This is a genomic window from Micromonospora fluostatini, from assembly GCF_050410825.1.
Classification (GTDB): domain Bacteria; phylum Actinomycetota; class Actinomycetes; order Mycobacteriales; family Micromonosporaceae; genus Micromonospora; species Micromonospora rosaria.
In genome coordinates this window covers 6779210-6799478 of record NZ_CP191251.1, presented here as the reverse complement: position 1 = coordinate 6799478, position 20269 = coordinate 6779210, and the positions used below count along the sequence as shown (strand labels likewise).

Annotated in this window: 20 protein-coding genes; 10 read left to right on the top strand and 10 right to left on the bottom strand. The window is 73.3% G+C overall.

Annotated features, from left to right (window positions below; translation table 11 throughout):
• Nucleotides 1–43: 43 nt before the first annotated feature.
• The gene (gene groL / locus ACQUFX_RS30445; protein WP_428963580.1) at nt 44–1690 is read right to left on the bottom strand and encodes a chaperonin GroEL; all 1647 of its coding nucleotides are present in this window, start codon (nt 1688–1690) and stop codon (nt 44–46) included.
• Nucleotides 1691–1760: 70 nt separating this feature from the next.
• A complete protein-coding gene (gene groES, locus ACQUFX_RS30440; protein ID WP_083979252.1) occupies nt 1761–2075 on the bottom strand; it encodes a co-chaperone GroES in 315 nt (104 codons plus the stop codon).
• Nucleotides 2076–2420: 345 nt separating this feature from the next.
• Here groES and ACQUFX_RS30435 point away from each other — a divergent pair, with 345 nt between their 5' ends.
• From ACQUFX_RS30435 to ACQUFX_RS30405, 7 genes are all read left to right on the top strand, one after another.
• A complete protein-coding gene (locus tag ACQUFX_RS30435; RefSeq protein WP_428963579.1) occupies nt 2421–3668 on the top strand; it encodes a THUMP-like domain-containing protein in 1248 nt (415 codons plus the stop codon).
• 189 nt (nt 3669–3857) lie between these two features.
• Nucleotides 3858–4340, top strand: coding sequence for a Cys-tRNA(Pro) deacylase (gene ybaK, locus ACQUFX_RS30430; RefSeq protein WP_428963578.1), 483 nt, complete (start codon nt 3858–3860; stop codon nt 4338–4340).
• 409 nt (nt 4341–4749) lie between these two features.
• The gene (locus ACQUFX_RS30425; RefSeq protein WP_428963577.1) at nt 4750–5850 is read left to right on the top strand and encodes a sugar ABC transporter substrate-binding protein; all 1101 of its coding nucleotides are present in this window, start codon (nt 4750–4752) and stop codon (nt 5848–5850) included.
• A 108-nt stretch (nt 5851–5958) separates the two neighbouring features.
• Nucleotides 5959–6783, top strand: a complete 825-nt coding sequence (locus ACQUFX_RS30420; RefSeq protein ID WP_428963576.1) for an ATP-binding cassette domain-containing protein — start codon at nt 5959–5961, stop codon at nt 6781–6783.
• Nucleotides 6780–8039 carry a sugar ABC transporter permease gene (locus ACQUFX_RS30415; RefSeq protein WP_428963575.1) on the top strand — a complete coding sequence of 420 codons (1260 nt, stop codon included), beginning with the start codon at nt 6780–6782 and terminating at the stop codon, nt 8037–8039. Before ACQUFX_RS30420 ends, ACQUFX_RS30415 begins: the two co-directional genes overlap by 4 nt.
• Nucleotides 8040–8067: 28 nt before the next feature.
• A complete protein-coding gene (locus ACQUFX_RS30410; RefSeq protein ID WP_428963574.1) occupies nt 8068–9249 on the top strand; it encodes an ROK family transcriptional regulator in 1182 nt (393 codons plus the stop codon).
• 164 nt (nt 9250–9413) lie between these two features.
• Complete coding sequence (locus ACQUFX_RS30405; RefSeq protein WP_428963573.1) at nt 9414–10154, top strand: DUF4142 domain-containing protein; 741 nt, start codon at nt 9414–9416, stop codon at nt 10152–10154.
• A gap of 26 nt (nt 10155–10180) precedes the next feature.
• Here ACQUFX_RS30405 and ACQUFX_RS30400 read toward each other — a convergent pair whose 3' ends face one another.
• The 4 genes from ACQUFX_RS30400 to tsaB form a co-directional block, all read right to left on the bottom strand.
• Nucleotides 10181–10435, bottom strand: coding sequence for a hypothetical protein (locus tag ACQUFX_RS30400; RefSeq protein WP_067368730.1), 255 nt, complete (start codon nt 10433–10435; stop codon nt 10181–10183).
• A gap of 16 nt (nt 10436–10451) precedes the next feature.
• On the bottom strand, nt 10452–11498 hold the full coding sequence (gene tsaD, locus ACQUFX_RS30395) for a tRNA (adenosine(37)-N6)-threonylcarbamoyltransferase complex transferase subunit TsaD (protein ID WP_428963572.1): 1047 nt from the start codon (nt 11496–11498) through the stop codon (nt 10452–10454).
• The gene (rimI, locus tag ACQUFX_RS30390; protein ID WP_428963571.1) at nt 11491–11985 is read right to left on the bottom strand and encodes a ribosomal protein S18-alanine N-acetyltransferase; all 495 of its coding nucleotides are present in this window, start codon (nt 11983–11985) and stop codon (nt 11491–11493) included. The genes tsaD and rimI overlap by 8 nt, the downstream gene beginning before the upstream one ends.
• A gap of 98 nt (nt 11986–12083) precedes the next feature.
• Entirely contained in the window at nt 12084–12761 is a 678-nt protein-coding gene (gene tsaB / locus ACQUFX_RS30385; RefSeq protein ID WP_428963570.1) for a tRNA (adenosine(37)-N6)-threonylcarbamoyltransferase complex dimerization subunit type 1 TsaB, read from the bottom strand.
• Nucleotides 12762–12932: 171 nt separating this feature from the next.
• Between tsaB and ACQUFX_RS30380 the strand changes: the two genes are divergently transcribed.
• On the top strand, nt 12933–13661 hold the full coding sequence (locus tag ACQUFX_RS30380) for a helix-turn-helix domain-containing protein (RefSeq protein ID WP_428963569.1): 729 nt from the start codon (nt 12933–12935) through the stop codon (nt 13659–13661).
• A 19-nt stretch (nt 13662–13680) separates the two neighbouring features.
• Here ACQUFX_RS30380 and ung read toward each other — a convergent pair whose 3' ends face one another.
• Nucleotides 13681–14382 (bottom strand): uracil-DNA glycosylase, encoded by a 702-nt coding sequence (gene ung / locus ACQUFX_RS30375; RefSeq protein ID WP_428963568.1) that lies wholly within the window; start codon nt 14380–14382, stop codon nt 13681–13683.
• A gap of 172 nt (nt 14383–14554) precedes the next feature.
• On the opposite strand from ung, the gene ACQUFX_RS30370 reads away from it, so the two are divergent.
• On the top strand, nt 14555–16495 hold the full coding sequence (locus ACQUFX_RS30370; RefSeq protein ID WP_428963567.1) for a 3-oxoacyl-[acyl-carrier-protein] synthase III C-terminal domain-containing protein: 1941 nt from the start codon (nt 14555–14557) through the stop codon (nt 16493–16495).
• Entirely contained in the window at nt 16488–17453 is a 966-nt protein-coding gene (locus ACQUFX_RS30365) for a DUF6999 family protein (RefSeq protein WP_428963566.1), read from the top strand. Before ACQUFX_RS30370 ends, ACQUFX_RS30365 begins: the two co-directional genes overlap by 8 nt.
• 35 nt (nt 17454–17488) lie before the next feature.
• Here the strand turns inward: ACQUFX_RS30365 and tsaE are convergent, their stop codons facing one another.
• The 3 genes from tsaE to alr are packed head-to-tail and all read right to left on the bottom strand — an operon-like array spanning nt 17489 to nt 20180.
• Nucleotides 17489–17971 (bottom strand): tRNA (adenosine(37)-N6)-threonylcarbamoyltransferase complex ATPase subunit type 1 TsaE, encoded by a 483-nt coding sequence (tsaE, locus tag ACQUFX_RS30360; RefSeq protein WP_428963565.1) that lies wholly within the window; start codon nt 17969–17971, stop codon nt 17489–17491.
• Nucleotides 17968–19065: an alpha/beta fold hydrolase gene (locus ACQUFX_RS30355; protein ID WP_428963564.1), complete on the bottom strand. Its 1098-nt coding sequence runs from the start codon at nt 19063–19065 to the stop codon at nt 17968–17970. The genes tsaE and ACQUFX_RS30355 overlap by 4 nt, the downstream gene beginning before the upstream one ends.
• Entirely contained in the window at nt 19062–20180 is a 1119-nt protein-coding gene (alr, locus tag ACQUFX_RS30350; RefSeq protein ID WP_428963563.1) for an alanine racemase, read from the bottom strand. The genes ACQUFX_RS30355 and alr overlap by 4 nt, the downstream gene beginning before the upstream one ends.
• Nucleotides 20181–20269: the final 89 nt, after the last annotated feature.

The following is a 20269-nucleotide window of genomic DNA, read 5'->3' as shown; positions in this document are numbered from 1 at the left end:
GCTTCCGGTATAGGAAGGGGCCCTTCCTAACAGCCGGGCTCGGTCAGAAGCCCGGGCCGTGCTGGTGGCCGTGACCGTGCGAGTGGCCGTGGCCCCCGGCGGCGGCCGGCTCGGCCTTCACCGGCTTCTCCACGACCAGGCTCTCGGTGGTCAGCAGCAGCCCGGCGATCGAGGCGGCGTTGGTGACCGCGTTGCGGGTCACCTTCACCGGGTCGATGATGCCGGACTTGGCCAGGTCGACCCAGGAGCCGGTGGCGGCGTCGAGGCCGTTGCCCCACTCCTGGCCGACGACCTTCTGCACCACGACGTACCCGTCCTGGCCCGCGTTCTGGGCGATCCAGCGCAGCGGCTCGACCAGCGACTTGCGCACGATCGAGACGCCGACCTTCTCGTCGCCGGTGAGGCCCAGGTCGTCGTCGAGCACCGGGAGGATCTGGGCCAGGGCGGCACCGCCGCCGGGGACCGTACCCTCCTCGACCGCGGCCTTGGTCGCGGCGATGGCGTCCTCGATGCGGTGCTTGCGCTCCTTCATCTCGACCTCGGTCGCCGCGCCCACCTTGATGACGGCGACGCCGCCGGAGAGCTTGGCCAGCCGCTCGGAGAGCTTCTCCCGGTCCCAGTCGGAGTCCGTGGCCTCGATCTCCTTGCGGATCTGCGCGACCCGGTCGGCGACCTCGCTGGCCTGCCCGCCACCGTCGACGATGGTGGTGGTCTCCTTGTCGACCACGACGCGCCGGGCGGCGCCGAGCACCTCCAGGCCGACCTGGTCGAGCTTGTAGCCCAGTTCCGGGGCGATCAGCTCGGCACCGGTGGCGATCGCCAGGTCCTGGAGCATCGCCTTGCGGCGGTCGCCGAAGCCCGGGGCCTTCACCGCGCAGACCTTGAGGGTCTTGCGGATGGCGTTGACCACCAGCGTGGAGAGCGCCTGACCCTCGACGTCCTCGGCGATGATCAGCAGCGGCTTGCTGTCGGAGAGGACCTTCTCCAGCAGCGGCAGCAGCTCCTCGATCGCGGAGATCTTCTGCGTGGTGATCAGGACGTACGCGTCCTCCAGGACGGCTTCCTGGGACTCCGCGTCGGTGACGAAGTTGGGCGAGATGAAGCCCTTGTCGAACTGGAGACCCTCGGTCACGTCCAGCTCGGTGTGCAGGGCCGAGCCCTCCTCGACGGTGATCACACCGTCGCGGCCGACCCGCTCCATCGCCTCGGCGATCAGCTCGCCGATGGTGGCGTCCTGCGCGGAGATCGTGGCGACGTGCGCGATCGACTCCTTGCCGGTGACCTCGACGGCCCGGTCCAGCAGGGCCTCGGAGACCTTCTGCGCCGCCGCGTCGATGCCCCGCTTCAGCGCGATCGGGTTCGACCCGGCGGTGACGTTGCGCAGACCCTCCCGGATCAGCGCCTGCGCCAGCACGGTCGCGGTGGTGGTCCCGTCGCCGGCGACGTCGTTGGTCTTGGTCGCCACCTCCTTGACCAACTGCGCGCCGAGGTTCTCGTACGGGTTGGTGAGCTCGATCTCCTTGGCGATGGTCACACCATCGTTGGTGATCGTGGGCGCACCGAATTTCTTGTCCAGGACGACGTTGCGCCCGCGCGGGCCGAGAGTGACCTTGACCGCGTCCGCGAGGGCGTTGACACCGTGCTCCAGCAGGTGCCGGGCGTCGTCCGAGAAGCTCAGGATCTTCGCCATGAATGTCCCTTCGAAGCGTCGCTGCCCCGGCCCGGCGAGCCGGACCGGGGCAGCGACACTGATCGGTTGCTTACTTCTCGATGACCGCGAGGACGTCGCGGGCGGAGAGGACCAGGTACTCCTCGCCGGCGTACTTGACCTCGGTGCCGCCGTACTTCGAGTACAGGACGACGTCGCCGACCTGCACGTCAACCGGGATCCGGTTGCCCTTGTCGTCGATACGGCCCGGGCCGACAGCGAGGACGGTGCCCTCCTGCGGCTTCTCCTTGGCGGTGTCGGGGATCACGATGCCCGACGCCGTGGTGGTCTCAGCCTCGTTCGCCTGGACCACGATCCGGTCCTCGAGCGGCTTGATCGCAACCTTGGTCGCGGTAGTCACGGGCATACCCTCCTGGGGTATTGGGTTTCGTAGCCGGACGGCTCAGCCGACCAGCGTCAATCTGCCACATGCCACCGGGCGGGACCGTCGTCGCGGGTGCCGGTCCGCCTGGCGTTCAGCACCCACGCCAGCAGGCCGGGAGCTGGCACCCTCAGGGTGAGAGTGCTAATCGCAGGTTATGCCTCGGCTAGCACTCCGTCAAGGAGAGTGCCAACGCAGCACCCCCGTGTCCCCCGATCGCCCACCTCACGCGCTCCGCTCCGCCGCCCGTCACGACCCCGCTGACCACGGCACCTGCCCGAGGGTGGCCCACCGGAGCAGGGCCCCGGGCCGGCTCGGGACAATGGCCGGGTGGACCTGGAACAGCTCGCCGCGTTGCGTACACCCGAGGGGTCGGCCGCGCTCGCGGCGGCGGACGCGGTGGCCGGCGGCGACCCGCTGGGCGCGGCGGCCTCGCTGCGCGCCGCCGGGATCCCGGCCGGGCTGGCCGCCGCCGCGCTGACCCAGGCGGAGCTGCGCCGCCGGGCCGTCGGCAAGTTCGGCCCCGCCGCCACCGGGATGTTCCTCACCCGGCCCGGCCTGGAGCAGGCCACCCGGGCGGTCGTCGCGGACCGCCGGGCGCAGCGGCTACACGCCGCCGGGGTGGCGACCCTCGCCGACCTCGGCTGCGGCCTCGGGGCCGACGCGCTCGCCGCCGCCCGCGCCGGCATCCGGGTGTACGGCGTGGAGGCCGACCCGGTCACCGCCACGATGGCCGCCGCCAACGCCGAGGCCGCCGGGCTGGCCGACCTGTTCACCGTGAAGTGCGGGGACGCCACCGCGTTCGACGTGACCCGGGTCGACGCGGTCTTCTGCGACCCGGCCCGCCGCCGCGCCGGCACCGGTCGACGGATCTTCGACCCGAACGCCTACTCCCCACCCTGGGACTTCGTCACCGGGCTGGCCGAACGGGTACCCCGGACCGTGGTCAAGGTCGCCCCGGGCATCGACCACGCGCTGATCCCGCCCGGCGCCGAGGCCGAGTGGGTCAGCGTGGACGGCGACCTGGTCGAGGCAGCCCTCTGGTGCGGTCCGCTCGCCCACTCCCCCCGCCGCGCCACCCTCCTGAGGTGTAAGGAAGGGCCCCCTGTTAACGCATACGGTAGAGAAGGGAACCCTTCTCACACCCCGGTGGCCGGCACGGCGGTACACCAGGTGACCGGCGACGGGACGGTGGAGGCGCCGGTCGGGCCGGTCCGTCGCTTCCTGTACGACCCCGACCCGGCGGTGGTCCGGGCCCACCTGGTCGCCGAACTCGCCGCCGACCTGGACGCCACCCTCGCCGACCCGGCCATCGCGTACCTCTACGCCGACCGCGCGGTCGCCACCCCGTACGCGCGCTGCCTGGAGATCACCGACGTCCTGCCGTTCTCGCTGAAGCGGCTGCGTGCGCTGCTGCGGGAGCGTCGGGTCGGCCGGGTGGAGATCCTCAAGCGCGGGTCGGCGCTGGAACCGGAGAAGCTCCGCCGCGACCTGCGCCTCGCTGGCGACCAGCCGGCCAGCCTGGTCCTCACCCGGGTCGCCAACACCCCCACCGCCCTCCTCTGCCACCCCACCTAACCCTTCACCCCACCCCCACCCCTCCCTCCCCCACCCGCCCCTCCCCCACCCGACCCTCCCCCGTCGCGGTGATCATGGAGTTGGCGGTGGAGACGGAGATCAAAGTCCCCGCACACTCCATGATCGACGCGCGTGACCGCAGCCAGGGGAGGCGGGGCGGCCGGGTGGGGCGGGTATAGCGTGGCGGGCATGGCGGGACGGGGTACTCCGGCGATCGCGCTGCTGGTCACGCGGAAGGTGACCCACCGCACCCACCCGTACGAGGTGTCGCCGGACCTGCCGAACTACGGCGCACTGGTCGCCGCCGCGCTCGGCGTACCCCCGGGGCGGCTGTTCAAGACGCTGGTGGCGGAGGTCGACGGCGCGCTCGTGGTGGCGGTCGTGCCGGTCGGCGGCGACCTGGACCTGAAGGCGCTCGCGGCGGCGGTGGGTGGCAAGCGGGCCGCGCTGGCCGACCGGGCCGCCGCCGAGCGGGCCACCGGGTACGTTCGGGGCGGGATCAGCCCGCTCGGTCAGCGTCGGCGGCTGCCCACCGTGGTCGACTCCTCGGCCCTGGCGCACGAGACCGTCTACGTCTCCGCCGGCCGGCGTGGCCTCCAGGTCGAACTGGCCCCTCAGGACCTGGTCACCCTCACCGCCGCCACCCCCGCCCCCATCACCACCGCTCACTGACCCCGAGCCCGCGCCTTCCCGTCCACCCCACTCCACCCCGCCCCGGAGACCGGGTCGTGTCGATCAAGGGATGGGTGGTGCGACACGCCGACGGACGCCCCCCGACCCGTGATCACCGCGACGAGGCGGGGCGGGCGCGAGGGGCGGCGGGCGCGAGGGGCGGCGCGGCCGGGCGCGGCGGGGTGGGTGTGGAGGGTGGGGCTGCGGGGTAGGGATGAGGCACCGGGGGCATGTGCAGGTGTTCCGGGGGTGCTTGGCGTCGGGGTGTCGGGGGCGTTGCGGGATTGTTACCGCCGCCAACAAATTTATGGTCGCGATGGTCTTGCGCGCGGAGTGTGACCGGGAATACGTTGCCGGACACAACAAACCACCGACCGCAACTCCCCCACCCCCGAAAGGACCCGAGCAGATGCGCAAGGGCTTCCTCACCTTCGCCGCCGTGGGCCTGCTGGCCACCGGCAGCCTGACCGCCTGCGGTGACGACTCCGGCAGCAACGGGGCCGGCGGCGACAACGGGCAGACCCCGAAGATCGGCGTGATCCTGCCCGACAGCAAGTCCTCCGCCCGCTGGGAGACCGCCGACCGCCGGTTCCTGGAGGAGGCGTTCAAGGCCGCAGGCGTCGAGTACGACATCCAGAACGCGCAGAACGACAAGAACGCCTTCCAGACCATCGCCGACCAGATGATCACCAACGGGGCGACCGTCCTGATGATCGTGAACCTGGACTCCGGCACCGGCAAGGCCGTGCTCGACAAGGCGAAGTCCCAGGGCGTCGCCACCATCGACTACGACCGGCTCACCCTGGGCGGCTCCGCGCAGTACTACGTCAGCTTCGACAACGAGGCCGTCGGCAAGCTCCAGGGCGAGGGCCTGAGCAAGTGCCTGACCGACCAGGGCGTGCAGAAGCCGACGATCGCGTACCTCAACGGTTCGCCGACCGACAACAACGCCACCCTGTTCAAGAACGGGTACGACTCGGTGCTCAAGCCGAAGTTCGACGCGGGCGAGTACGCCAAGGGCCCGGAGCAGTCCGTGCCGGACTGGGACCCGGCGCAGGCCGCCACGATCTTCGAGCAGATGCTCACCCAGACCAACGGCAAGATCGACGGGGTGCTCGCCGCCAACGACGGCCTCGGCAACGCGGCCATCTCGGTGCTGAAGAAGAACAAGATCAACGGCAGGGTGCCGGTGACCGGGCAGGACGCCGACCTCCAGGGCCTGCAGAACATCCTCGCCGGTGACCAGTGCATGACCGTCTACAAGGCGGTCAAGCAGGAGGCCGACGCCGCCGCCGAGCTGGCCATCGCGATCGCCAAGGGCGAGCGGAAGGACACCGGGCAGACCGTCAAGGACCCGGAGAGCGGCCGGGACGTGCCCGCCCGCCTGCTCCAGCCGAAGCTGATCTACAAGGAGAACGTCAAGGACGTGGTCGCCGACGGCTACGTCGACAAGGCCAAGCTCTGCGAGGGCAGCTTCGCCCAGCTCTGCGCGGACGCGGGCGTCAACTGACCCGTACCCCAACCCGGCGGGGCGCCGCCCGGCACGGCCACCGGCGTGCCGGGCGGCGCCCCGGCGCACGGCTGAACAGACCTCCCCTCCGTGACGAAGGAGACCCCCGTGTCCGCGACCCCCTTGCTGGAGCTGCGCGGGATCGACAAGAGCTTCGGTCCCGTCCAGGTCCTGCGTGACGTCGCCCTCTCCGCCCACGCCGGGGAGGTGACCGCACTGGTCGGCGACAACGGCGCCGGCAAGTCGACGCTGGTCAAGTGCATCAGCGGCATCTACGGCACCGACGCCGGCGAGTTCCTGTTCGAGGGCCGACCGGTGACCATCAACAGCCCCCGGGACGCCGCCGGGCTCGGCATCGAGGTCGTGTACCAGGATCTCGCGCTCTGCGACAACCTGGACATCGTCCAGAACATGTTCCTCGGCCGGGAGAAGCGCAGCGGCCTCGTCCTCGACGAGCCGACCATGGAGCAGATGGCCGCCGACACCCTCGCCGGGCTCAGCGTGCGGACCGTCAAGTCGCTGCGCCAGCACGTCTCCAGCCTCTCCGGCGGCCAGCGGCAGACCGTGGCGATCGCCAAGGCGGTGCTCTGGAACAGCCGGCTGGTGATCCTGGACGAGCCGACCGCCGCGCTGGGTGTGGCGCAGACCGCCCAGGTGCTGGAGCTCGTCCGCCGGCTGGCCGACAACGGCCTCGCCGTCGTGCTCATCTCGCACAACATGAACGACGTCTTCGCCGTCTCCGACCGGATCGCCGCGCTCTACCTCGGCCAGATGGTCGCCCAGGTGAAGACCACCGACATCACCCACGCGCAGGTGGTCGAGCTGATCACCGCCGGCCGCTCCGGCAACCTCGGGCTGACCCCCGACCCGGCCCCGGCCGACGGCACCGGCGCCCAGCCCGCCGAACCGCAGAACCCAGGAGCCGACCGATGAGCACCACCGTCGTCACGAAAGAAGGCCCGGCGGCGGTCACGCCCGCGCCGACCGTGGGCAGTCATGTCCGCAGCTACTGGAGCCGGGTCCGCGGCGGCGACATCGGGGCCCTGCCCGCCGTCCTCGGCCTGGTGGTGCTCTGCACGGTCTTCTCGATCATGCGGCCGTCGTTCCTCACCGCCGGCAACTTCGCCAACCTGTTCACCCAGGGCGCGGCGGTCACCCTGATCGCGATGGGGCTCGTCTTCGTCCTGCTGCTCGGCGAGATCGACCTCTCCGCCGGCTTCGCCAGCGGGGTCTGCGCGGCGATCCTGGCCAACGTCGCCACCGTGCTCGGCTACCCCTGGTACGTGGCGATGCTCGCCGCCCTCGCCACCGGCGTGCTGATCGGCACCGTCCTCGGGTTCCTGGTCGCCAAGATCGGCATTCCGTCCTTCGTGGTCACCCTGGCCGGATTCCTGGCCTTCCAGGGTGTCGTCCTGGTCCTCATCGACCAGGGCAGCAACATCGCGATCCGGGACAGCGTCCTGCTCGCCATCGCCAACCGCAACCTGCCCCCGGCCCTCGGCTGGGCGCTGGCCGGCGTCACCGTCGCCGGCTACGCGGCCGTGCAGCTCAACCGGTACCGGACCCGGTCCGCCCGGGGACTGGTCGCCGACCCGATGGCGGTGGTGCTCGCCCGGATCGGCGCGCTGGCGCTGATCCTCGGCGTCGCCGTCTACATCCTCAACCTGGAGCGCAGTCGCAACGTCCTGGTCACCTCGCTCAAGGGCGTACCGATCGTGGTGCCGATCATCGCGGTGCTGCTGATCCTCTGGACCTTCGTCCTCCAGCGGACCAGCTACGGGCGGCACGTCTACGCGGTCGGCGGCAACAAGGAGGCCGCCCGCCGGGCCGGCATCAACGTCGACCGGATCCGCATCTCGGTCTTCATGATCTGCTCCGCGATGGCGGCGGTCGGCGGCATCGTGGCCGCGAGCAGGGGCAACTCGGTCGACCCGAACACCGGTGGGAGCAACGTGCTGCTCTACGCCGTCGGCGCGGCGGTGATCGGCGGCACCAGCCTCTTCGGCGGCAAGGGCCGGGTGCTCGACGCGGTGCTCGGTGGCGCGGTGGTCGCCGTCATCGACAACGGCATGGGCCTGATGGAATACAGCTCAGGGACGAAGTACGTGGTGACGGGCGTGGTGCTGCTGCTCGCCGCGAGCGTCGACGCGCTGTCGCGTCGACGGGCCGCCGCCACCGGCAACCGTTGACCACGCTGCACAGGAAAGTACCGACGACATGCGCGCAGGACCGAGCCAGGACGAGATCCGCCGGCAGAACCTCGGTGCCCTGCTGCGCTACGTACACGTGCACGGGGCGACCACCCGCGCCGAGCTGACCAGCCGGCTGGGGCTGAACCGCAGCACCATCGGCGCGCTCACCGCCGACCTGGCCAACGCCGGGCTGGTCAGCGAGGGGACGCCGAAGGAGACCGGCCGGGCCGGACGACCGTCGCTGGTCGTCCGGCCCGAGTCGGCGCGGGTGTACGCGTACGCGTACTCGATCGAGGTGGACCGGCTGCGGGCCGCGCGGATCGGGCTCGGTGGCGCGCTGCTCGACCGCCGTGACCTGGACCGGCCGCCCGGCCTGCTGGTCGACGAGGTGGTCCCGCTGCTGGCGGCGGCGGTCAAGGGGATGCAGCAGGCGGTCCCGGCGGGGTCGATCTGCGTCGGCGCCGGGGCGGCGGTGTGCGGGATGGCCCGCCGCGACGACGGCCTGGTCCGGCTCAGCCCGCACACCGGCTGGTCGGACGAGTCGCTGGCCGAGCGGCTCGGCGCCGAGCTGGGCGCCGGCAGCCCGGTGGTGACCGGGAGCGTCGCCGACCTGTCCGCCCTCGCCGAGCACGTCCGGGGCGTCGCTGCCGGCTGCGACAACGTCATCTACCTGTACGGCGACGCCGGGATCGGCGCCGGCATCATCGCCGGGGGCCGGCGGATCACCGGCCACGGCGGCCACGGCGGCGAGGTCGGCCACATGGTGGTCAACCCGGGCGGCCGGCCGTGCAGTTGCGGGTCGCGGGGCTGCTGGGAGACCGAGGTCGGCGAGCTGGCGTTGCTGCGCGCCGCCGGCCGTGCCGGGCTCTCCGGCCAGGCCGCGGTGCTCGCCGTGGTGGACCCGGCGGCGCGCGGCGACGCCAGCGCCCAGGCGGCGGTACGGCAGGTCGGCGACTGGCTCGGCTTCGGCGTCGCCAACCTGGTGAACATCTTCAACCCGGAGCTGGTCGTCTTCGGCGGCACCATGCGCGACCTCTACCTGGCCGCCGCCGCCCAGGTCCGCAGCCGGTTGAACTCCAACGCCCTGGCCGCCTGCCGGGAACACGTCCGGCTGCGCACCCCGGCCCTCGGTGACGACGGCGCGCTGCTCGGCGCCGCCGAACTCGCCTTCGAACGGCTCCTCGCCGACCCGCTCGACGCGGCCTGACCCGACCCACCGGCGACGCCTGCTCCCCGCGGCGGCCGCCGTTCCGCCCGCCCGACTGAACTGATCGGCCCGTCAGTGCGTACCACTGGGCGGCCGGGCGGCCGGGGTACGGAGGCGCCCGGCCACCCCCCGCGTTTCGGCCGGACCGAGGAGGCACCGCAGACATGGCACCGCTGAACTCCGCACACCGTCGGCCAGGGCACCGGACCCACCGGGTGGCGGTGCTGCTCATCGCGATCATCGCGGGGATCGGTGTGCTGCCCGGGGCGGCCGTCGCCGTACCGGCGCCCCCGCAGTCCCTCAACGCCGCCGACCAGGCGCTGCTGGTGGGTGTCCGGCTCGCCGGGCTGTGGGAGATGCCCGCCGGGCAGATGGCCGCCGAGAAGGGTCAGTCCGCCCGGGTACGCGAGATCGGCGCCGGCATCGCCACCGAGCACGAGGAGTTGGACCGGCTGACCGTGGCGGCGGCCAACAAGCTGGGCGCCACCATCCCCTCGGACCCCACCGAGGAGCAGAAGGGCTGGCTGCTGGAGATGCAGAACACCAGCGGTGCCCGGTTCGACCAGATCTTCGTCACCCGGCTGCGGGAGGCGCACGGCAAGATCTTCCCGGTGGTCGGCGCGGTCCGCGCCAGCACCCGCAACGCCACCGTGCGCAAGCTCGCCGACGACGCCAACAAGTACGTGCTGCACCACATGGAGATGCTGGAGAGCACCGGCCTGGTCCGCTGGGAGCAGCTCCCGCCGGCCGTCCTGCCCGCCTCGGGCAACGACTCGCTGCTGGCGCGGGCCTCGGCGAACTCCGGCTCGGGCATCGGGGTCAGCACCACCGTGGTCTGGCTGGTCTTCCTCGCCGCCCTCGCCACCGGCGGGCTGGCCACGTACAAGGTGCTGCGGCGCAACTGACGTCCCGCCAGGCCGGTGCCGGCGGGTCAGCGGTCGACCTGGGTGAAGTCCCAGGAGTGCGGCGGGCGGGCCAGCAGCCGTACCGGCGGCTCCGGCAGGGCACGCGGGCTGCTGCGCCACTTCGAGATCACCACCACCCGGTGGTCGGTGGAGGAGAAGACCTCGCTGGCCACGTGCAGCGGGTCGTGCTCGAACTCGGGCAGCGCGGTGTCGCAGACCCAGGTGATCAGGTCGGCGACACCGTACGGCTCGGCCCGCGCCTCCCACATCCGGACGATCATGTCGACTCCCCCGCCCTCATACGCTCACCACGGTCAGCGGCATGGCCGAGTCGGCCGGCAGGTCCAGCCGGCTCGGCGCGACCCCGGCGGCGACCAGGTGCGAACCGAGCGCGGCGACCATCGCGCCGTTGTCGGTGCAGAGCTTCGGCCGGGGCACCCGGACCCGGATGCCGTGCTTCGCGGCCCGCTGCTCGGCCATCGCCCGCAGCCGCGAGTTGGCCGCCACTCCCCCGCCGATGACCAGGGTCTCGATGCCGTTGGCCCGGCACGCGTCGAGCGCCTTGGCGGTCAGCACGTCGCAGACCGCCTCCTGGAACGCGGCGGCCACGTCGGCCACCGGCACCGGCTCGCCGGCCCGCTGCCGGGCCTCGACCCAGCGGGCCACCGCCGTCTTCAGCCCGGAGAAGGAGAAGTCGTACCGGTGCGCGGCGAGGTCCTTCGGCGCGGTCAGCCCGCGCGGGAAGTGGATCGAGCCCGGGTCGCCGTTGCGCGCCTCCCGGTCGATCGGCGGCCCACCCGGGAACGGCAGGCCGAGCAGGCGGGCCACCTTGTCGAACGCCTCCCCGGCGGCGTCGTCGATGGTCGCGCCGAGCGGGGTGACCCCCCGGGCCAGGTCGTCGACGAGCAGCAGGGACGAGTGCCCGCCGGAGACCAGCAGGGCGATCGCCGGCTCCGGCAGCGGCCCGTGCTCCAGGGTGTCCACCGCGACGTGCGCGGCGAGGTGGTTCACCCCGTACACCGGCTTCTCGGCGGCCACCGCGTACCCCTTGGCGGCGGCGACCCCGACGAGCAGCGCGCCGGCCAGGCCGGGCCCGGAGGTGACCGCGATGGCGTCGATGTCGGCGATGGTCACCCCGGCCTCGGCGAGCGCCCGGTCCATGGTGGGCACGATCGCCTCCAGGTGGGCACGGCTGGCCACCTCGGGCACCACCCCGCCGAACCGGGCGTGTTCCTCGACGCTGGAGGCGAGCGCGTCGGCCAGCAGGGTGTGCCCGCGCACGATGCCGACCCCGGTCTCGTCGCAGGAGGTCTCGATGCCGAGGATCAGCGGTTCGTCAGCCATGCCCGTCGGTCCCTTCCCCGGTCGGCGTCGTCCCGTCCGGGTCCGACGTCACGACGCGCCGCATCACCAGCGCGTCGGTGTTGCTCGGTTGGTAGTAGCCCCGGCGTACGCCGATCGGCTCGAAGCCGTACTCCGCGTAGAGCCGCTGGGCCGGCGCGTTGTCGGCGGCGACCTCCAGCAGCGTGCTGCGCGCGCCGCGCCGGGCAGCCTCGGCGAGCAGCCCCTCCAGCAGGAGCCGGCCCACGCCCCGGCGCTGCGCCGAGCGGCGGACCGCGATGTTCTGCACCCAGGCCTCGTCGGGCGGCGTCACGGTGAGCCCGGCGTACCCGAGCAGCCCGCCGTCCGGGCCGGTGGCGACCAGGTAGAAGTGCCCGTTGGCGAGTTCGTTCCAGAACATCCCCGCCGACCACTGCTCCGCGCCGAACAGGTCCGCCTCGATCGGCAGCACCTCGTCGACGTGCCACCAGCGGAACCGTTCCAGGCGCACCGGGCCATCCACGGCAGAGCCGGGCTCGACATGCCGGCTCGGCTCCGCCGGCCGGGCGGAAGCGGTCGGCTCGACGCCGTCGCCCGGCCGGGATCCGGTCACGGCAGGACCGGCTTGCGGCCGGTCGCCGCGACCGCGTCGGGGCGGCGCAGGTAGAGGGGGGTGAGCCGCTCCGCGGGGGCGCAGGCCCGGATCCGCTCGGCGGCCAGCGCGGCCAGCGCGACGGCGTCCGGGTACCGGGGCTCGGCCCGCAGCGGCAGGTCGAGCACGTCGGCGTACCGGTGGGCGCCGTCGCCGACGGCGACGGTCACCGCGAGGTCGCGGGCGCGGACGGCGGCGACCGCCGGGGTGTCCACGTCCGGCCCGGCGATCCGCTGCCCGGCGCCGTCGTACACCGCCCAGTAGACCTCCCGCCGACGGGCGTCGCTGGCCGCCAGCACCGGCTCCCCGGCCGCCACCGGGTGGCCGACGCCGTCGAGCGAACAGACGCCGTACGTGGGGATGCCGAGCACCTGCCCCATGGTCGCGGCGGTGACCAGACCGACCCGCAGGCCGGTGAACGGCCCCGGGCCGAGGCCGGCGACGATCGCGCCGAGGTCGCCGGGACGGGCCTCGGCGTCGGCCAGCACGGCGTCGACCTGCGGGGCGAGCAGTTCGCCGTGGGCCCGCGCGTCGACCGTGCAGCGCAGCGCCCGGGACGCGACGCCGTCCGCCGAGACCTCCACCAGCGCCGCGGTCACCGCAGGGGTCGAGGAATCCACCACCAGTACGAGCACGGCTGCAACCCTAGCCGGCCCGGTGGTCACCCCCGGTGACGCCCCACGGTGTCCCGGCGGGGTGCCTCCCAACCAAGTGTCGGCCCGGCGCAGAGGCCGCGGCCGAGCGACATACCCGTGGGGTATTTTCACACCTGTCGGGTACGTCGGCGCGAGAGAGATGGTGTCGCCATGGATTCGGTCCGCCTCGGCCAGTTGGGCGGCCTGCTGCGCCACGAGCGGGAGACACGGGCCCTGACCCAGCGGGCGCTCGCCGAGCGCGCCGGCACCACCCAGGCCACGGTCGCCCGGGTCGAGCGGGGCGACCGGGTGCCGAGCCTGGACCTGCTCGACCGGCTCTTCACCGCGCTGGGCGTGCAGTTGACGGTCAGCGTCGAGCCACTCGACGCACACCTCGACGCGGTCCTCGACGAGTTGGCCGCCCGCCCGCTGGCCGACCGGGTGGCGGGCCTCGGCGTCGACCGGGTCCTGGACCGGCTCGGGGACCTGCCGTACGTGCTCGCCGGGGGGACCGCCGCCCTGCTCCAGGGCGCCCCGATCCCGGTCGACAGCCTGGATCTCGCCATCCGGTGGCGCGACTCGGCACGGTTCACCGCCTGGCTGGAACAGGCGTACGGGCAGCGCTGGGACGCCCGGTGGAAGCAGTTCGGCGGCGTGCCGCTCGCCCCCGAGGAGCCCGGCGACCACCACTGGCAGACCCGGTACGGCGAGGTCCGGGCGACGATGTGCGAGGAGTTGCCGGAGCCGATCGAGGTACGGCACGGCGGGCGCGGCTACCCGGTGGTGCCGCTGGTGCAGGTGGAGGTGGTCGACCCCCGCGCCGCCGAACTGCTCCGCCGCTACCGGAGCCGGGCCGGCGGCGGGGAGCAGGCCGACAGCGGAGCACGGGCCGACGGGTAGCTCCGCCCGCCGGGTGGGCTCAGCTCGCCGTGCGCTCCCAGTCGATGGTGGGCAGGCCCACGTCGGCGAGCGCCTTGTTGGCCGCGCTGAACGGACGGCTGCCCAGGAAACCGCGCGGGTTCATCGGGCTCGGGTGACCGGCCTCCAGCACCACGTGCTGCGGGTTGGCGACCAGGGCCGCCTTCTTGCGGGCGTACCCGCCCCAGAGCAGGAAGACCACCCGGTGCTCCAGCGCGTCGAGAGCGCGGATGGTCGCGTCGGTGAACGCCTCCCAGCCCTTGTTGGCGTGCGAGCCGGGGGTGGCCTGGCGGACCGTGAGCACCGAGTTGAGCAGCAGCACGCCCTGGCCGGCCCAGCCGGTCAGGGTGCCGCCGCGCGGCTTCGGCACGCCGAGGTCCTCGGTCAGCTCCTTGAAGACGTTCCGCAGCGACGGCGGCACCGACACCCCCTCGCGGACGCTGAAGCTGAGCCCGTGCGCCTGCCCGGCCTTGTGGTACGGGTCCTGCCCGAGGATGAGCACCCGACAGTCCTGCGGAGCGCAGAGCTGGTACGCCGAGAAGAGGTCCTCCAGCGGCGGGAAGACCGTCTGGGTGGCGTACTCGTCCGCGACGAACCGGCCCAGCTCGGCGGTGGCCGCCGGGTCGAGGTGCGGGGTGAGGACTGACCGCCAGGCGGGCGGGAGGTGCGCCGGCAGGTCGAGGGGCGCGACGTCGTCGGGCATGAGCCACCTTTCACGCGAACGGAACGGCTGATTCCTACCAGCCCGGTCCGATTCCTACCAGCCCGGTCCGACACTTCCCACCCACGGGCCCACCGCCCTGAGTACCCGTACCCACGTCGTTGGGCCCATCGGCGGATGTGCGAAACCCCTCCGACCTGGCGGAATGGACGCCATGACGCGAGCGGTCCACATCACCGGCTGTGCTTCCTTCCTTCCCGGCGAGCCGATCGGCAACGACGATCTGGTCCGGTTCCTCGGCGACGACGGCAGCCGGGCCGCCGCGGCGGTCCGGCGCCGGGTGCTCGCGGCCAACGGCATCCGGAGCCGGCACTACGCCCTCGACCCGGCGGGGCGGACCACGATGCTCAACGAGGAGCTGGCGGCCGAGGCGGTGCTGCGGGCCCTCAAGGAGAGCGGCCGGGACGTGGGGCAGCTCGGCCTGCTCGCCACCGGCACCACCCAGGGGGACGTGCTGGTACCGGGCTTCGCCTCGATGGTCCACGGCCGCCTCGGCGGCGGCCCGATGGAGACGCTCTCCGCCGCCGGGGTCTGCGCCGCCAGCATGGCCGCCTTCCGCGCGGCGGTGGCCGGCGTCCGCCTCGGCGAGCACGACCTCGCCGCCGTCGTCGGCTCCGAGCTGGTCAGTCGGGGCCTCAAGCACAGCCGGTACGCCGACACCACCGCGTCGGAGCGGGCCGGGTTCGACGCCGAGTTCCTGCGCTGGACGCTCTCCGACGGCGCCGGAGCGGTGGTCCTCGAACCGGGGCCCCGGCCGGACCGGTCGAGCCTGCGGGTCGACTGGACCCACCTGGTCTCGCACGCCCACGAGCACGCCACCTGCATGCGCGCCGGGCTGACCGACCCCACCGGGCCGGGCGGGGAGGGGCCGGGCGCCGGGGACACCTGGCTGGACCGGGACACCGCCGCCGAGGCCGAGCGGGCCGGCATGCTGCGGCTGCGACAGGACGTACGGGCGCTGCCGGACCTCTTCGTCGCGGGGGTCGCCGAGTACGTCCGGCTGGTCCGCGCCGGCCGCTTCGACCCGCGCGACATCGACCACGTGCTCTGCCACTACAGCTCCGAGCACTTCCGGGCGGACATCTTCCGGTTGCTGCACGAGGCCGACCTGATGATCGACGAGGAGCGCTGGTACACCAACCTGCACACCCGGGGCAACACCGGGGCGGCGAGCATCTTCGTGATGCTGGCCGAGGCGTGGCGGTCCGGCCGGTTCGCCCCCGGGGACCGGATCCTGCTGGTGGTGCCCGAGTCCGGCCGGTTCTCGTTCGCCTTCGCCCACCTGACCTGCGTCGGCCCGACCGGGCCGGAAACCGTGACCGGCACCGCCCGCGACAACGGCGCCGCCCGCGACGGCGGGGCCGACCAGGCCGGCGGGACGGAAGAGGCCGACGCGGCCGGGTCGCCGCTCGGGGTGCCGGAGCCGGGCGACGACGACGTGGTCCGGTGGACCGTGCTGGAGCTGGCCGGGGTCTGGGCCGACCTGGAGTCCCGGCTGCGGCGGGTGCCGGTGCTGCGCCGGCTCGAAGCCGGTGCCGCCACGCTGGCCGACTACCGCCGGCTGCTGCTCACGCTCCGCCCCCAGGTCGTCGAGGGGGGCCGGTGGATCGCCCGCGCCGCGTCGAGCTTCTCCGAGGAGCTGTTCGAGCTGCGCAGCGCCGCGCTGCACCACGGCCTGGAGGAGCACCGCGACTACCGGCTGCTGGACGCGGACTTCGCGGCGATCGGCGGGGACCCGGCCGAGATCCGGGCCGCGACGAAGAACCCCGGCTCCGAGGCGCTCTCGGCGTACATGTTCCACCAGGCCAGCCAGCCGGAGCCGGTGGATCTGCTGGGCGCCATGTTCGTCATCGAGGGCCTCGGCACGGCCAAGGCGACCCGCTGGGCCGGGCTGCTCCGCGACCAGCTCGGGCTCGCCGAGGACCAGGTGCGGTTCCTGCTCTACCACGGCGACAACGACGACGACCACTTCGCGGCCCTGCGGGACGTCCTGCGGTCCGGGCTGATCGACCGGCCCCGCGCCGAGCGGATCGTCCGGACGGCCCGGGTGGTGGCCCGGCTCTACGCCCTGCAACTGGAGGAGATCGATGGCTGAGCGCACCCGGAGCCGCACCCGTCGGACGGAACCGTCGGTGTGGGAGGCGATCATGGCCGATCCCACCGTGCCGATCGGCCGGCGCACCCTGGAACTGGTGGTGCGGGACCAGCAGCGCTGGTCGCGGACCTGGCTGCTGCCCTGGGTACGGCTGTTGTCCCGGCTGGCGGTGACGCTGATCAGCGTGGTCAAGCGCCTGCTGCCCTGGCAGGTACGCGCGCACGGCACGATGGACAGCCTCTGCGTCTGGTTCCTCCGCCGGTGCGTCGCCCCGGAGGCCGGGGAACTGCTGATCCGGCACTTCGTGGTGGAGACCCAGCTCCTCAACTTCGTGGTCCGCAACGCCGGCGTACCCGGTCTGCGCGAGGTCGACCTGCTGCCGACGACCCTGCGGGAGCTGGGCGACCGCGCGGTGATCGAGCACGACCTCAACGTCTACGACGTGATGATCGCCCTGGGCAGCGCGGCGACGCCGCCGGGGGCCCGGCTGCGCAACCTGGCCCGGCCCACCGGCCCGCTCGACACCTCGATGCTGACCGTCCCGCCGCTGGACACCGAACCGGGCCGCCGCCGACTGCTGAACCTGGACATCCAGACCGCGCTGTACCTGATGAACGTCCCGTTCGCGCTCTGCCTCACCAGCGAGGAGTACCGCCGGGCGGTGCACTCGATGCGCCTGGACATCTCCCTGCTGGCCCTGCTCACCCAGCTCACCGGCGACTCGACGTTCCTGTCCTGGCGGCCGGAGGGCTCGGTGCTGCGGGTCGACTCGACCGTGGACGTCCCCCGGTCGGTCTACGAGCACGCGGTGATCTGCGAGTACGCCTTCGCCCGGCTGATCCGGACCGCGGCGGGCGCCGCCGACGGTGCGACCGGCACCGTACCCCGACCCCGTCGTCGCCCCACCGAGACCGGCACCCGGCACGCCACCACCGGGGTCACCCGTCCCCGGAGTTGACCAGCCCGCGCCGGGCGGTCGACTGGGGGCGGTCGTCAGGGCAGGGTAGTGAGGCGGTCCGCCCAGTCGCCGCCGACCGGGTCCAGCTCGACCTCGCGGGTGTCGTCGTCGTGGCGGTCGATACGGATCCGCAGGTGGGCGTCGGTCAGGTGCTCGGCCAGCCCCTCGCCCCACTCGACCACGGTGACCGAGTCGTCGACCGAGGCGTCCAGGTCGAGGTCGTCGATCTCGGCGCGCGGGTCCGCCGCGTCGCCCAGCCGGTACGCGTCGGCGTGCACCAACGCCACCCGGCCGCCCCGCGCCGGGTCGGGCCGGTGCACCCGGGCGATCACGAAGGTCGGCGAGGTGATGTCGCCGCGTACCCCCAGCCCGGCGCCGATGCCCTGGGTCAGCGCGGTCTTGCCGGCCCCGAGCGGGCCGGTGAGCAGGACCAGGTCGCCCGCGCGCAGCACCCGCGCCAGCCGGCGCCCGAAGTCGTACGTGTCGGCCGGGGTCGGCAGCCGCACGGCGTCACTCACAAGTCCTCCAGGAACCGTTCCAGCGCGGCGTTGACCTCGTCCGCGTGCTCCAGCATCACCACGTGCCCACTGTCGGGGATCTTGACATACTCGGCGTGCGGCAGCCGACGCACGATCTCCTCGGAGTGCACCACCGGGGTGAACATGTCCTTGTCACCCACCACCACCAGCACCGGAGCCCCGGCCAGCGCGGCCAGCGCCGGGAAGCGCGAGTGGGTGGCGATGGTCCGCAGGTACCGGGTGACCGTGTCGGCCGAGGTACGCGAGTTCATCGTCTCCACGTACGACACCAGGGCCGGGCTGGGGTTCGGCGTGCCGAAGCCGTACCGGCGGGTGAGCAGCCAGGCCACGTTGGAGGTGGAACGACGGGCCTTGTCGATCACGGTGCCGCCGTACCGGGTGGCGTTGCTGACCATGTACAGCATCGGGGAGCCGATCCGGCCCAGCAGGGCCGGCGCGACGAGCTTCGTCTCGGCGAGCAGCCCGCCGGTGGTGGCGATCAGCACGGTGCCGGCCACCCGGTCGGCGAAGAACTCCGGGTACAACTCGGCGAGGGCCATGATGGTCATGCCGCCCATCGAGTGCCCGACCAGCACCAGCGGCCCCTCCGGGCTGGTCCGGTCGATCACCCGCCGCAGGGTGTGACCGAGCGCGGTGAGGTCGTACTCGCCGCTCTCCAGCCGCCCCGACCGGCCGTGCCCCGGCTGGTCGTACGCGACGATCCGGTGCTCGCCCCGCTCGGCGAGCACCTTGCGCTGGAAGTGGAACGTCCCCATGTCCAGGCAGAAGCCGTGCACCAGCACCACGGTCGGGTTCCCCACCACCGGGCGGGTCGGCTCCACCACCTCGACGTGGATGTCGGTACCGTCCGGCATCTCCAGCCGGAACGCCTCGTCGAACCGCTGCTCGCCGAACGGCTCGTCGGCGTACCGGTCGGCGAAGGCGGTCTTGAACCGGCGGACCAGGGCACGTTCGGTGGCGACCCCGGCGGCCAGCCCGGCGGCGGCCACCCCGACCGCCGCCCCGACCAGGCCGGCGACCTTCCCCGCCGCGCTGCGCGGCCGGGGCAGCCGGAACCGGGCGGCACCACTCATGACTTCTCCCCGTCGTAGACGCGGGGGACCCGGGTGCCGCCGAAGCGGGTGACGATCTCGTAGTTGATGGTGCCGACCGCCTCGGCCCAGTCGTCGGCGGTGGGACCGCCGTCGACGCCGCTGCCGAAGAGGGTCACCACGTCCCCGGCGGCCACCGGGTCGTCACCGCAGTCGAGCACGAACTGGTCCATGCAGACCCGGCCGGCGATCGTCCGGCGTACCCCGCCGAGCTGCACCGGGCCGGAGTTGGAGGCGTGCCGGGGCACCCCGTCGGCGTACCCGAGGGGCACCACCGCCAGGTTCGCGTCCCGCTCGGCGTGGTACGTGTGGCCGTACGAGATCCCGGTGCCGGCCGGGACCCGCTTGGTGAGCATCACCCGGGCGCGGGCGGTCATCGCCGGGCGCAGGCCGTACCGTTCGCCGGCCACCGGGGAGAGCCCGTACACGGCGATCCCGGGACGGACCAGGTCGAAGTGGGTGTCCGGGCGGGTCAGCGTGGCCGCCGAGTTGGCCAGGTGCCGGTACCGGGGGCGCAGTCCGGCCCGCTCGACCAGGTCCAGGCCCTCGTGGAAGACGGCGAGCTGCCGGTCGGTGGTCGGGTGACCGGGCAGGTCGGCGTAGACGAAGTGGCTCCACACGCCGACCACCTCGACCAGCCCGTCGGCCTGGGCCTTCGCGGCGGCGTCCAGCAGCGCCGGCCAGTCGGCGACGGTCGCCCCGCCCCGGGAGAGCCCGGTGTCGATCTTGAGGTGCAGCCGGGCCGGACGCTCCGCCCGGCGGCTCGCCTCGACCATCTCGTCGAGCTGCGGGAGGCTGGCCACGCCCAGGTCCACCCCGGCGGCCACCCCCTCGTGCAGCGGCAGGCCGGGGGCGAGCAGCCAGGCCAGCACCGGCACGGTGATCCCGGCCCGGCGCAGGGTCAACGCCTCGTCGAGGGTGCAGACCCCGAGCCAGTCCGCCCCGGCGTCCAGCGCCGCGCGGGCGGCCGGGACCATGCCGTGGCCGTACCCGTCGGCCTTCACCACGGCCATCAGCTCGGCGCTGGTGCCCGCGCGGAGTCGGGCCACGTTGTCACGGATCGCGTCAAGGTCGACGCGTACCTCGGCCTGCCACATGCACCCAGCCTACTTCCAGGGTGATCTCCCTGGCCCGTCCCCGCGCAGCCGACCGGTGAGGAGGGGCCCCTTCTTATCGTCTTCGGTAG

Excerpts from the sequence above, each read along its gene's own strand:
- alr (WP_428963563.1), bottom strand. The coding sequence starts at position 20,180 with ATGTGGCAGGCCGAGGTACGCGTCGACCTTGACGCGATCCGTGACAAC.
- ACQUFX_RS30415 (WP_428963575.1), top strand. The coding sequence starts at position 6,780 with ATGAGCACCACCGTCGTCACGAAAGAAGGCCCGGCGGCGGTCACGCCC.
- tsaD (WP_428963572.1), bottom strand. The coding sequence starts at position 11,498 with ATGGCTGACGAACCGCTGATCCTCGGCATCGAGACCTCCTGCGACGAG.
- ACQUFX_RS30365 (WP_428963566.1), top strand. The coding sequence starts at position 16,488 with ATGGCTGAGCGCACCCGGAGCCGCACCCGTCGGACGGAACCGTCGGTG.
- ACQUFX_RS30405 (WP_428963573.1), top strand. The coding sequence starts at position 9,414 with ATGGCACCGCTGAACTCCGCACACCGTCGGCCAGGGCACCGGACCCAC.
- ACQUFX_RS30400 (WP_067368730.1), bottom strand. The coding sequence starts at position 10,435 with ATGATCGTCCGGATGTGGGAGGCGCGGGCCGAGCCGTACGGTGTCGCC.
- groES (WP_083979252.1), bottom strand. The coding sequence starts at position 2,075 with ATGCCCGTGACTACCGCGACCAAGGTTGCGATCAAGCCGCTCGAGGAC.
- ACQUFX_RS30425 (WP_428963577.1), top strand. The coding sequence starts at position 4,750 with ATGCGCAAGGGCTTCCTCACCTTCGCCGCCGTGGGCCTGCTGGCCACC.
- ACQUFX_RS30410 (WP_428963574.1), top strand. The coding sequence starts at position 8,068 with ATGCGCGCAGGACCGAGCCAGGACGAGATCCGCCGGCAGAACCTCGGT.
- ACQUFX_RS30380 (WP_428963569.1), top strand. The coding sequence starts at position 12,933 with ATGGATTCGGTCCGCCTCGGCCAGTTGGGCGGCCTGCTGCGCCACGAG.
- groL (WP_428963580.1), bottom strand. The coding sequence starts at position 1,690 with ATGGCGAAGATCCTGAGCTTCTCGGACGACGCCCGGCACCTGCTGGAG.
- ACQUFX_RS30355 (WP_428963564.1), bottom strand. The coding sequence starts at position 19,065 with ATGAGTGGTGCCGCCCGGTTCCGGCTGCCCCGGCCGCGCAGCGCGGCG.
- ung (WP_428963568.1), bottom strand. The coding sequence starts at position 14,382 with ATGCCCGACGACGTCGCGCCCCTCGACCTGCCGGCGCACCTCCCGCCC.
- ACQUFX_RS30370 (WP_428963567.1), top strand. The coding sequence starts at position 14,555 with ATGACGCGAGCGGTCCACATCACCGGCTGTGCTTCCTTCCTTCCCGGC.
- ybaK (WP_428963578.1), top strand. The coding sequence starts at position 3,858 with ATGGCGGGACGGGGTACTCCGGCGATCGCGCTGCTGGTCACGCGGAAG.